The 10,509-nt window shown below is 73.7% G+C and carries 11 protein-coding genes; 5 read left to right on the top strand and 6 right to left on the bottom strand.

Annotated elements, in window-relative coordinates; translation table 11 throughout:
• On the top strand, positions 1-841 hold an 841-nt coding region (locus tag AC5LUJ_RS06055), incomplete at its 5' end, for an ABC transporter permease (protein WP_445548464.1).
• Positions 838-1,965 carry a sulfate/molybdate ABC transporter ATP-binding protein gene (locus AC5LUJ_RS06050; RefSeq protein ID WP_493464595.1) on the top strand — a complete coding sequence of 376 codons (1,128 nt, stop codon included), beginning with the start codon at positions 838-840 and terminating at the stop codon, positions 1,963-1,965. The genes AC5LUJ_RS06055 and AC5LUJ_RS06050, both read left to right, overlap by 4 nt.
• A gap of 178 nt (positions 1,966-2,143) precedes the next feature.
• On the opposite strand, the gene AC5LUJ_RS06045 is transcribed toward AC5LUJ_RS06050, so the two are convergent.
• From AC5LUJ_RS06045 to AC5LUJ_RS06030, 4 genes are all read right to left on the bottom strand, one after another.
• A complete protein-coding gene (locus AC5LUJ_RS06045; RefSeq protein ID WP_250284305.1) occupies positions 2,144-2,347 on the bottom strand; it encodes a cold-shock protein in 204 nt (67 codons plus the stop codon).
• Positions 2,348-2,997: 650 nt separating this feature from the next.
• The gene (locus tag AC5LUJ_RS06040; RefSeq protein ID WP_250284303.1) at positions 2,998-3,957 is read right to left on the bottom strand and encodes a VWA domain-containing protein; all 960 of its coding nucleotides are present in this window, start codon (positions 3,955-3,957) and stop codon (positions 2,998-3,000) included.
• Positions 3,954-4,967, bottom strand: coding sequence for a DUF58 domain-containing protein (locus AC5LUJ_RS06035; protein WP_493464607.1), 1,014 nt, complete (start codon positions 4,965-4,967; stop codon positions 3,954-3,956). Before AC5LUJ_RS06035 ends, AC5LUJ_RS06040 begins: the two co-directional genes overlap by 4 nt.
• Positions 4,968-5,149: 182 nt before the next feature.
• Entirely contained in the window at positions 5,150-6,316 is a 1,167-nt protein-coding gene (locus AC5LUJ_RS06030) for an AAA family ATPase (protein ID WP_250284302.1), read from the bottom strand.
• 349 nt (positions 6,317-6,665) lie between these two features.
• Here AC5LUJ_RS06030 and AC5LUJ_RS06025 point away from each other — a divergent pair, with 349 nt between their 5' ends.
• Together AC5LUJ_RS06025 and metF are read left to right on the top strand one after the other, a co-directional pair.
• Positions 6,666-7,358, top strand: a complete 693-nt coding sequence (locus AC5LUJ_RS06025) for a DUF4097 domain-containing protein (protein WP_250284300.1) — start codon at positions 6,666-6,668, stop codon at positions 7,356-7,358.
• Positions 7,359-7,571: 213 nt separating this feature from the next.
• Complete coding sequence (gene metF, locus AC5LUJ_RS06020) at positions 7,572-8,474, top strand: methylenetetrahydrofolate reductase [NAD(P)H] (RefSeq protein WP_250284297.1); 903 nt, start codon at positions 7,572-7,574, stop codon at positions 8,472-8,474.
• Positions 8,475-8,638: 164 nt separating this feature from the next.
• Here the strand turns inward: metF and AC5LUJ_RS06015 are convergent, their stop codons facing one another.
• Entirely contained in the window at positions 8,639-8,887 is a 249-nt protein-coding gene (locus tag AC5LUJ_RS06015) for a hypothetical protein (protein ID WP_013874333.1), read from the bottom strand.
• A 263-nt stretch (positions 8,888-9,150) separates the two neighbouring features.
• Between AC5LUJ_RS06015 and AC5LUJ_RS06010 the strand changes: the two genes are divergently transcribed.
• Positions 9,151-9,294, top strand: a complete 144-nt coding sequence (locus tag AC5LUJ_RS06010; protein ID WP_250284296.1) for a hypothetical protein — start codon at positions 9,151-9,153, stop codon at positions 9,292-9,294.
• 74 nt (positions 9,295-9,368) lie between these two features.
• Here AC5LUJ_RS06010 and AC5LUJ_RS06005 read toward each other — a convergent pair whose 3' ends face one another.
• Complete coding sequence (locus AC5LUJ_RS06005; protein ID WP_445548462.1) at positions 9,369-9,977, bottom strand: GNAT family N-acetyltransferase; 609 nt, start codon at positions 9,975-9,977, stop codon at positions 9,369-9,371.
• Positions 9,978-10,509: the final 532 nt, after the last annotated feature.

The raw sequence follows: 10,509 nt of genomic DNA, 5'->3' as shown, positions 1-10,509 counted from the left end.
CCCGGTCCGGCATCACGGCCAGGCCAGGACGGGCCGGCCGCGGGGCCGGGCCGGCGGGCGGGTACCGGTTCCGCTGGCCGTCGCCGGTGGCGTCGCCCTCGTCTTCCTCCTGCTCCCGCTGGCCGGGCTGCTCGTGCGGGTGCCCTGGCGCGGCCTGCCGCGGCTGCTGGCCGAGCCCGGGGTGCGCGAGGCGCTGCGGCTGTCCCTGCTGACCGCGACCATCGCGACCGTGCTGTCGCTGGCGGTGGGTGTGCCGCTGGCCTGGTTGCTGGCCAGGGCGGACTTCCCCGGCCGTGGGCTGCTACGCGCGGTGATCACCGTGCCGCTCGTGCTGCCGCCCGTGGTCGGTGGGGTGGCGCTGCTGCTGGCCTTCGGGCGGCGGGGCATCGTCGGCCGTTACCTCGACAGCTGGTTCGGGATCACCCTCCCGTTCACCACCGCCGGGGTGGTCGTGGCGGAGGCGTTCGTGGCGATGCCGTTCCTGATCGTCGCGGTCGAGGGGGCGTTACGCTCGGCGGACCGGCGCTTCGAGGATGCCTCCGCCACCCTTGGCGCGAGCCGGTGGGTGACGTTCCGCCGGGTCACCCTCCCGATGATCGCACCGTCGCTCGGCGCGGGCGCGGTGCTGTGCTGGGCACGCGCCCTCGGCGAGTTCGGGGCGACGATCACTTTCGCCGGCAACTTCCCGGGCACCACCCAGACGATGCCGCTGGCGGTCTACCTCGCCCTGGAGACCGACCCGGACACCGCGGCCGCCCTGTCCCTGGTCCTGCTCGCCGTGGCCGTGGCCGTCCTGGCCCTGCTCCGGGACCGCTGGCTGCGCCCGGGGACGGCCCTGTGAACCCGGTGGGCGGGCCCGGCCCGTCCGACGGCGGTGGCGGATCCGATGACGGCGCGTTGCTGGCCCGTCTGCTGGTGCGGCGGGCCAGCGGCTTCACCCTGGACGTGACGCTGACCGCAGCGAGCGGGACGACCGTCGCCGTCCTCGGGCCCAACGGCGCGGGCAAGACCACCCTGCTGCGGGCGCTGGCCGGGCTGCAGCCGGTCGACGCGGGCCGGATCAGCCTGGGCGGCCTCGTCCTGGACGACCCGGCGGCGGGGATCTTCGTCCCGGCGCAGCGCCGCACGGTCGGGATGGTCTTCCAGGACTATCTGCTGTTCCCGCATCTGTCCGCGCGGGACAACGTCGCCTTCGGGCTGCGTTGCCGGGGGATCCCCCGGGCCGCCGCCCGGGCCGCCGCACTGCGCTGGCTGGAGACGTTCGGGCTGGCCGAGTTCGCCGCCCGCCGGCCCGGGGCGCTCTCCGGCGGGCAGGCCCAGCGGGTCGCGCTCGCCAGGGCGCTCGCCGCCGGCCCGAAGCTGCTGCTGCTGGACGAGCCGCTGGCGGCGCTGGACGCGGCCACCCGGCTGGCCGTCCGGGCGGACCTGCGCCGTCGGCTCAGCGGCTTCGACGGCCCGTCCGTGCTGGTGACCCACGACCCGATCGAGGCCATGGTGCTGGCCGACCACGTCGTCATCATCGAGGCCGGACGGGTGGTGCAGCAGGGCCCGCCGGCCGAGGTGGCCCGCCGGCCCCGCACCGACTACGTCGCCCGGCTCGTCGGGCTGAACCTCTACCGGGGGGAGGCCGGGGCGGGGGCCGTGCGGCTGCCCGGCGGCGGCACGCTCACCGTCGCGGACCGGGCGATCACCGGCCCGGTGCTGGCCGCGCTGCGGCCGTCCGCGGTGATGCTCGGCGTCGTCGAGCCGCACGGCAGCGCCCGTAACACGCTGGCCGGCCGGGTCACCGGGCTGGAGCTGCTGGGGGACCGGGCCAGGGTCGCGCTGGACACGAACCCCGCCCTGCTCGCCGACGTCACCCCCGCCGCCCTGGCCGAGCTGCGGCTGGAGCCGGGCTCGCGGGTCTGGGCGTCGTTCAAGGCGACGGACATCGAGACCTACCCCGACGACGCCCACGGCCCCTGACCGGCCTGGTGACGGCACGAGGCGACCAGCCCTGTGAACGGGCCCGAGGCCAGGGCCGGAGCCGGTCGGCCGGCCGGTCGGTACGGGACGAGCCCCGCACCATGACCGGTACGGGGCTCGTCTCACACATGTTCCTACTGCTGCCCACGGTCACGCTGAGCCGCGTGACCGTCGGTGATCAGAGCGGTCGGACGTTCTCCGCCTGCGGGCCCTTCTGGCCCTGAGTCGTGTCGAACTCGACCCGCTGGTTCTCTTCCAGGGTCTTGTAGCCGGTCGTCGCGATCGCGGAAAAATGCACAAAGACGTCCGGACTGCCACCGTCCGGGCTGATGAACCCGAAACCTTTCTCTGCGTTGAACCACTTCACAGTGCCCTGAGCCATTCGAGGATCCCATCGCCACGCAAGTCGACACGCGCGAGTGCGCGCGCCGGATCTCCACCCTCTCATGCCGGACGCACGGACCGACAGGCGCCCACCGTCACACGCCCACATCGGGTGACGCGGAGCTGGCCGGCGAGGCGGCGGACGGCGGTTCTGGGCGGCTGCGCCAGGCTCCCGCGGCTGCTCCGACGGCTGCCCGAGACCGGGGACGTGGCGGCGGGCACGGACGGCGCGACCGCCGCCGGGACGACCGCCGCCGGGACGACCGGCGATGGCCGCGCCCGGCGCATGGTGGCCCAGTACCCGCCGAACGGCTCAATACCTGGTAATCGGCCTACCGGCAGAGACCACCGGTAAACCGGGGATCGGCGCGTTCCGCCCCGCGGCGGACAGGCCCTGGCCCGGGCTCGGGTGGCATCACAGTCGCACCGGCACAGTCGCACCGGCGTCCCGGCCGGCCGCGGCCCCGACTTTCCCGCCACCACGGCGGCCCGGCACAGCGGCCCCAGTCCCTGGCCCGGATCGGGGATCCGGTCGGCGGGCCGTGCCCCGGGCGGCTCCGGCAGCCCTGAGCCCGGCAGGCCCCGGGTATCGCCGGTCGTGGATGCACCGGCCGGCGATACTCAGGGCAGCCGGGAGGAGGCCGATACTCAGGGCAGCCGGGAGGAGAAGGCCACCGACCCGGCCGCGGCCGTCAGCCCCAGCGCCAGGGACAGGCCGACGAACCAGGTGGTGACCTCGTGGAACTCGTTGCGGTAACCGATGGAACTGCCGAGGTTCTCGTACACCGAGCGCAGCTCGTCCCCGGAGGAGGCCCGGTGGTAGGAGCCGTCGGTCGCCCGCGCGATCTCGCGCAGCGCGTCCTCGTTGACCGGGACGGGGATCTCCTGGCCACCCACGTCGAGGCTGCCGTCCGCGGTGCCGTAGGCGATCGTGTCGACCGGCACCCCGGCGTCCCGGGCGGCCTGGGACGCCTGGGCGTTCGGGCGTCCCCGCTGGGTCTCCCCGTCGGAGAGCAGCACGATGGCGGCCGGCGGCGGCGCCCCGCCGTCCGCGGCGAGCTGTTCCCCGGCGGTGGTGATGGCCTGCAGGCCGGCGAAGATGCCCTCCCCGATCGCGGTGGACGGGCCGAGCTGCAGCCCGCGGATACCGGACCGGACGGCCTGCCGGTCGGTGGTCGGCGGGACGAGGAGCGCCGCCGACCCGGAGAACGACACCAGCCCCAGGTTGATCCGCGGTGGGAGCTGGTCGATGAACGCGTCGGCGCCGTCCTTGGCCGCCGCGAGACGGTTGGGCGCGACGTCGGTGGCGGCCATCGAGTTCGACACGTCGATCGCCAGAATGATCGTCGCGCGCTCGCGGGGGACCCGCCGGGCCTGGGCCGGCCGGGCGAGGGAGAACACCATGGCGGCCAGCGTGAGCAGCAGCAGGGCCGCGGGCAGGTGCCGGCGCCACCACTGCGGCCGCCGGGGCAGCACCGACGCCAGCAGCCCGACCGAGGTGAAGCGCGCCGCGTAGGCCTTCCGGCGCAGCGACATCACGATGTAGGCGGCGGCGATGGCGCCGACCGCCGGCAGCAGCCACAGCCAGTGGCCGGCGAGGAAGGTCATCGGCCGGCTCCGGCGGGAGGTACGGCGACCGGTGGGCGCCTGGCGGCGCCACGGCCGCGGCGGGCGGCCAGGACGAACCGGACGATGTCGGTGAGCCAGTCGGAGTCGGTCCGCAGGACGAGATGGCCGGCGCCGGCCCGGCGCAGCGCCGCGTCCACCTCCCGGCGGTGCGCCGCGGCGGCCCGGGCGTAGGAGTCGCGCAGCCGGCGGGAGGAGGTGGGCACCGTCAGGGTGGCGCCGGTCTCCGGGTCGACCACGTCGAGCAGCCCGACGTTGGGAAGCTCGAGCTCACGCGGGTCGACGACCTCGACGGCGAGCACCTGGTGCCGGCCGGCGAGCGCGCGCAGCGGCCGTTCCCAGGACAGGTCGACCGAGAGGAAATCCGAGATCACGACGACCATCCCGCGGCGCCGGGGCGGGTTGCGCAGCCCGTTCAGGGCGGCGGCGAGATCGGTCGTGCCCGTGCCCGTGCCCGGGGCCGGGGCGGCGGGGGAGCGGCGGGCCGGACGGTCCAGCGCGGTCCGCGGCGCCGCCAGCAGTGTGCGCAGCAGCGCCCGCAGGCCGTCCCGGCCGGTGCGGGCGGGGACGAGCCGCGGCCCGTGGCCGGTCGTCAGCACCACCGCGCCCAGCCGGTTGCCGCTGCGTGCCGTCAGGTAGCCTATGGCGGCCACGGCGGCGATCGCGAGGTCGCGCTTCTCCAGCCTGGCGGTGCCGAACTCAAGGCTCGCCGTCAGGTCGACGAGCACCCAGGTCTCCAGCTCACGGTCGGCGACGAGGTCATACACGTGCGGGACGGTGGTGCGGGCCGTGACCGCCCAGTCCATCCGCCGCACGTCGTCCCCGACGTGGTAGGTGCGGCTTTCGGCCTTCTCCGTCCCCGAGCCGGGCACCAGGCCCAGGTGGTTGCCGAGCAGCAGGCCGTCCAGCCGGCGGGTGACGGTCAGCTCGAGGCGGCGCAGGGTCCGTTCGATCGCCGGATCCGCCGCTGCCGCCCCGGACCCACCCGGCATGGGCTGTGCCGGCTGGACGGGCTGTGCCGGCTGGACGCCGTGGCCGCCGGTCCGGCTCGTCCCGCTGGCCGCGCCCGTCCCACCGGGCATACTCGCGTCCGTCCCGCCGGGTGTTGCCGGCGTGCCTGCTCTGCCGCCGCGGCGTGGCCCGGGAGCGGGCCGTTGCGTTGGCTGGTTCACTCTCACGCCGACGTTTCCTGGCCGAGGTACTCGGGGAATCCGTGCGGGTTGGTGGTCCAGTGCCCGGGATAGTCCTGCTGACGGGGCGTGACCCGGGGGGGGCGGGTGCCGTGCAGGATCCGTTCGGCGATGGCCCGCGCGGACAGCCCCTCCGCCAGCGCCTCGTAGGACAGCACCAGCCGGTGCGGCAGCACGTCCGGCGCGACCGCGGCGACGTCGTCCGGCACGACGTAGTCCCGGCCGCGCAGCATCGCCAGCGCCCGGGCCGCCGCGACCAGGCCGAGCGACGCGCGCGGTGACGCGCCGTAGGCGAGATGGCCGGCGAGTTCGGGCATTCCGAACTCCGCCGGCGCCCGGGTCGCCAGCACCATGCGGACCGCGTAGTCGGCGATCGCGTGGTGCACGAACACGTCGGTGGCGCGCTCCTGCAGCTTGATCAGCGTGGGCGGGTCCAGGACGCGCTCGGCCCGGGGTGGCTGCGTGCCCATCCGTCGGACGATCTCCAGCTCCTCGTGGCCGCTGGGATACGGCACGTCCACCTTCATCAGGAACCGGTCACGCTGCGCCTCCGGGAGCGGGTACACCCCTTCGGACTCGATCGGGTTCTGCGTCGCCAGCACGAGGAACGGCACCGGCAGCCGGTGGGTGACGCCGCCGAGGGAGACCTGTCGCTCGGCCATCACCTCCAGCAGCGCCGACTGCACCTTGGCGGGCGCCCGGTTGATCTCGTCGGCGAGGACGAAGTTCGCGAAGATGGGCCCCAGCTCCACATCGAAGGCCTCCCGGGTCTGCCGGTAGACCCGGGTGCCGATGATGTCGGAGACGACCAGGTCGCTGGTGAACTGGATACGGGTGAACGTCCCTCCGACCACCGTGGCGAGGGTCTGGACGGCGAGGGTCTTGGCCACCCCCGGCACCCCCTCCAGCAGGCAGTGGCCGCGGGCGAGCAGCGCCACCAGCATCCGCTCGACCATGTGGTCCTGGCCGACGATCACCTTCTTGACCTCAAAGAGAGCGCGTTCGAGATGGTCGGCGTCGGTGGCCGTGTCCGGGCTGGCGAGGGACGCCTCGCCGCCCGCCGCGGGCTTCCCCTCCTGGCCGTGCTCGGGTGCGCGTGTCCCGGATCCGTCCGGGGCGCGCGCACCCGAGCGTGTGAGCCGTTCGTCCATGAGCTGTAGTCTCGCAGCCAGCGGCCGGAATCGAGACTTCAAGCCGAACTCGTCAGCCTGTCTGAACAATGAATTAAGGCGAATTAAGACGAATGAAGGTGGATCCGGGGCTTCCGTCCCGGGACGGAAGCCGGCTCGCCCGGTGCCTTTCCGCGGGACCGGGGCCGCCGGAGCCGTCCTGGATGATCACTCTGGCCGCCCGGATGCCGGGCCCGACCGGTACCGTTCCCAGCGTGCCAACCACCCCCGTCGGCGGAACCCATCCCATCGACGAGCCCCTTTCCCCTGCTGGGAGCCGTCTTCTCGGTGGGAGCCGTCCTCTCGGCGCGGCGTGTGGCGGGGAGGGCCGATGACGGACGTCCTCGTGGCCGTGGCCGCCGTCGTCCTGCTGGGCGCGGCCGGCTACGGGCTCGTGCTGCCGCGACGGCCGCCGCGCGAGACCAGCCAGACGGCGGGCGGGGTGAGCGCCGTCGAGATCCGGCTGGCCGCCGGGCGGGTCGAGATCGCCGAGGCCGACCGGGCGGACGCCCGGGTGGCGATGACCGTCCGCCGGCGCGCCGGCCGCTCGCGTCCGGCCCTGGAACAGGCCGGGGAGCTGCTGCGCGTCGACGGGCGCACCAGCGAGGCCCGGGTCCGGCTGACGCTGCCGCGGGCGACCCGGGTCCGGGCCGAGGTCCGCCGCGGGGAGGTGACCCTGTGGGGCTCGGACGGCGACCTCGTGCTCATCACCGACACGGGCACCATCGCCGGGCGGGAGCTGGGCGGGAGCGGTGTCGCCGCGCGCAGCCGCACCGGTGACGTCGTCCTGCACTTCGCCCGTCCCCCCGGGAAGGTGGCGGCGTACAGCGACAGCGGGGCGGTCACGGTCGTCCTGCCGGGTGGGCCGTACGCGGTCGACGTCGAGTCCGCGGATCCCGGCGCGGACTCGGTCACCCTGGATGTTCCGGTCGATCCGGGGGCGGCGCGGACGGTGTCGGTCCGCAGCCGGTCCGGCCGGGTGCGGGTGTGCGCCCCGACGCCCCAGGGCCCGGTACGGCTGTAGGCCGTGCCACAGGCCGAGCGGCGAGCGGGACGCGGCCTACAGGGTGTGGCGTGCCGTGGGGACGGCCGCCTCGTCCGGTCGTCTCAGCCGGATGGCTCGTCCGGATGGCTCGTCCGGATGCCTTGTCCGGATGCCTTGTCCGGATGCCTGTCGTGAACAGGACGTGTCCGGTTGTGCCGGGTCCGGCGCCTGACAGGGCTTACCCTCAGGGGTATGGCAGCGGTCAGGAGCGTCGTGGCGACCCGGGGGCTGACCGTGCGGGACTGTCTCGCCTCGGGCCGGCCGTCGTTCTCGTTCGAGTTCTTCCCGCCGCGGACCCCCGAGGGGGAACGCCACCTGTGGACGGCGATCAGGGAGCTGGAGCCGCTGCGGCCGTCCTTCGTGTCGGTCACCTACGGCGCGGGCGGGTCGACCCGGGCCGGCACGGTGCGGGTCACCGAACGTATCGCGATGGAGACGACCCTCACGCCGATCGGTCATCTCACCGCCGTCAACCACTCCGTCACCGAACTGCGACAGGTGATCGGCAGCTACGCCGGCGCCGGGGTACACAACGTCCTGGCGCTACGCGGCGACCCGCCCGGCGACCCGCAGGGGGAGTGGATCGCCCATCCCCAGGGGCTGCGCCACGCCGAGGAGCTGGTACACCTCGTCCAGTCGCTCGGCGACTTCTGTGTCGGGGTCGCGGCCTTCCCGGACCGCCACCCCCGCTCGCCCGACTTCGACACCGACGCGCGCTACCTGGTACGCAAGCTCACCGCCGGCGCGGACTATGCGATCACCCAGTTCTTCTTCGACGCGGACGCCTATTTCCGGCTGGTCGACCGGGTCCGCCGGCTCGGCTGTGAGGCGCCGATCATTCCCGGGGTGATGCCGGTGACCAACGTCGCGCAGATCGAGCGGATGGCGAAGCTGTCCGGGGCCGCGTTCCCCGCGGACCTGGCCAGGCGGCTGCACGCGGTGGCCGACGACCCGGCGGCGGTGCGGGCGGTCGGGGTGGAGGTCGCCGCCGACCTGTGCGAGAAGCTGCTCGCCGGTGGCGCGCCCGGCATCCACTTCATCACGTTGAACCGTTCCACCGCGACACGGGAGGTGTTCCACTCGCTACAGCGATGATCCGCCCACCACGGCGGCGACCCGCCTTTCACGGTGACAGCCGTGTCTACTCACCCGGACGTGTCGGGTGCGGCGGCCTGCCAGCTGTGGTGATCCTCGGGCCACCGGCCGCAGGGGGCGCGCGCTCCCCTGGGCCCAGTCGTCCCGTCGTCGTCAGTGATCTTTTAGTCGTTGTCCTCGTAGGCGTCGAAGACGCACAACAGCCATTCGTCCCGGAAGGGCTGCTCGCGCACGAGCGCGAAGCCGGCCAGGTTCGCCGCGTCCACCACGGCCGCCACCAGGTTGAGGTCCAGCGTGCCGAACACGGGGGTGATACGCACCGCGACCACCACCTGGTCGCGTTCGGTGTTGAAGACCGCTGTCGGGTCGAGGTCGTCGAGTGTCTCCACGACCAGTGGTGCATGCTTGGTCACCGGTTTCTCCTGCGGCCGCCCCCTGGCGGCCCTCGAAGGGCTGACGGTTGTCGGTAGTCCCGGTCGTCATCAGACGACGGAACGATACGCAGCAGGCATGATGCTCCGATGACCGCCCCGGTGCCGACCGGGCAAGCTGTCGCAAGACGTGGCCGGACCTACATGACAGTCATACTTCCACGAAACGCCCGTACGGGCCCGGTGCCGGCGAAGACAGCGGGCTGGCGCGGGCTCTCTCGCAGCTCCCGGGAGTCGCGGTCATCGTGGGCCTGGGCTTCCTGCTCCTGCGCCTGGCCTTCCGCAGCGTGGTCGTGCCGCTGACTGCTGCGATCATGAACCTGGTGGCCGCGGCGGCGGGCCAGGAACGGCCACAAGCGCGGACCCGGACCGTCCTCCGGCCGCGCTGATCTTCGTTCGGCCTTCCCCCCGGGCGCCGGAGCCCGCAGGGGCCCGCTGGACCAGCTCGGTTTTCGGGAGGCTCTCAGATGACGCGGGCCTGCCGGTGGTTGTCGCCGGGGCCGTGGGCGGGCCGCTGCTCGGCCGAAGGGGACGAAGGCCGCTCCTGGGCCGGCTCGGCGGGGGTGAGGCGCTTGCCCAGCACCGCGTATTCGATCCAGCTTCCCGGAAATCGAAAATTCGACAGTAGCGGAATGAAGCCCTCGCTGGCATACAGCCGTCGAGCCCTGCTGTCGGGTAGTTCCAGGGCGGACAGCGCGGCGGTCTGTTCCGGTGCCTCCCGCAGCAGTTCCCGCAGCAGACTGCGTCCCACCCCCCTGCCCTGGAACTCCGGCAGGACGTGGAGCTCGACGATCTCCAGACAGTCGCCGAGCCAGGTCACGGCGTCCTCGGGCCCCAGCGCGTCACTGACGACGTCGTGCCACCACTGCCCCTTCAGCCCCGGCAGGGCGTAGGTGAAGCCGACCAGGCGCTCGTCGGGGAGAAGGGCCGCGACCGCTCGCAGATCCCGGCGGTCGGCGTGCCGGCGGGCGTGCATGGTCCGTTCGATCGCCGCCCGCGCCGGGTCGGGCTCGTGGAAGTCCAGAAAGGCGGCCTTGTAGACGGCGATGACATCGGTCAGCCGGGCACGCATCCGCGCGGGTGTCCAGCGGATCAGCCTGATGTTCTCCACCAAGCCTGCCTCCTCGCGCTTTCGTTCCTGCCCCGGGCAGGCTGCCTGCCCGGGTGGCCTGTCTACCCGCGTCGATTACCGGCCACGCCTGGGCCGTGTCAGTCCCCTATACCATCTGAGGTCACTGACGATAACGGGTGCTCGGGGCGTTGCGCCCGACTCGGTCCGGATGAGGGCCTGTCGGTGAATCCTGTACGGTGCGGTGGCAGCGTGCCATATGCCAGGTGTTCCTGGTGGCCCGGGGCGTTCTCGCCGCCCGAGCCCCGCGTGGCCCGGCCTCGCCCGATCCTCGCTGTCGTGAAACAGACGGCCGGGCCGGCAGGGTTGCCGCGGCACAACCGCCGCTGACTCCGGTCGTCTGACCTACCGCCCGCTCGCCGGCTGGGTGACCGCGACCAGATGATCCCTGGCCGGGCCGGCCAGGTGCGCGGCCCCGGAGCCGGCCACCGGGCCGCCGACACCGCCGACACCGCCGACACCGCCGACACCGCCG

It is taken from the genome of Protofrankia sp. CiP1_Cm_nod3 (genome assembly GCF_982290655.1).
Note: the sequence above shows the minus strand (reverse complement) of the source record. Positions and strands in the feature narration are given on the sequence as shown.

Bases quoted from the DNA above. Each gene is read 5' to 3' on its own strand.
- AC5LUJ_RS06030 (WP_250284302.1), bottom strand. From the start codon at position 6,316: ATGGACGAACGGCTCACACGCTCGGGTGCGCGCGCCCCGGACGGATCC.
- AC5LUJ_RS06045 (WP_250284305.1), bottom strand. From the start codon at position 2,347: ATGGCTCAGGGCACTGTGAAGTGGTTCAACGCAGAGAAAGGTTTCGGG.
- AC5LUJ_RS06005 (WP_445548462.1), bottom strand. From the start codon at position 9,977: ATGCGTGCCCGGCTGACCGATGTCATCGCCGTCTACAAGGCCGCCTTT.
- AC5LUJ_RS06035 (WP_493464607.1), bottom strand. From the start codon at position 4,967: ATGCCGGGTGGGTCCGGGGCGGCAGCGGCGGATCCGGCGATCGAACGG.
- AC5LUJ_RS06040 (WP_250284303.1), bottom strand. From the start codon at position 3,957: ATGACCTTCCTCGCCGGCCACTGGCTGTGGCTGCTGCCGGCGGTCGGC.
- AC5LUJ_RS06025 (WP_250284300.1), top strand. From the start codon at position 6,666: ATGACGGACGTCCTCGTGGCCGTGGCCGCCGTCGTCCTGCTGGGCGCG.
- metF (WP_250284297.1), top strand. From the start codon at position 7,572: ATGGCAGCGGTCAGGAGCGTCGTGGCGACCCGGGGGCTGACCGTGCGG.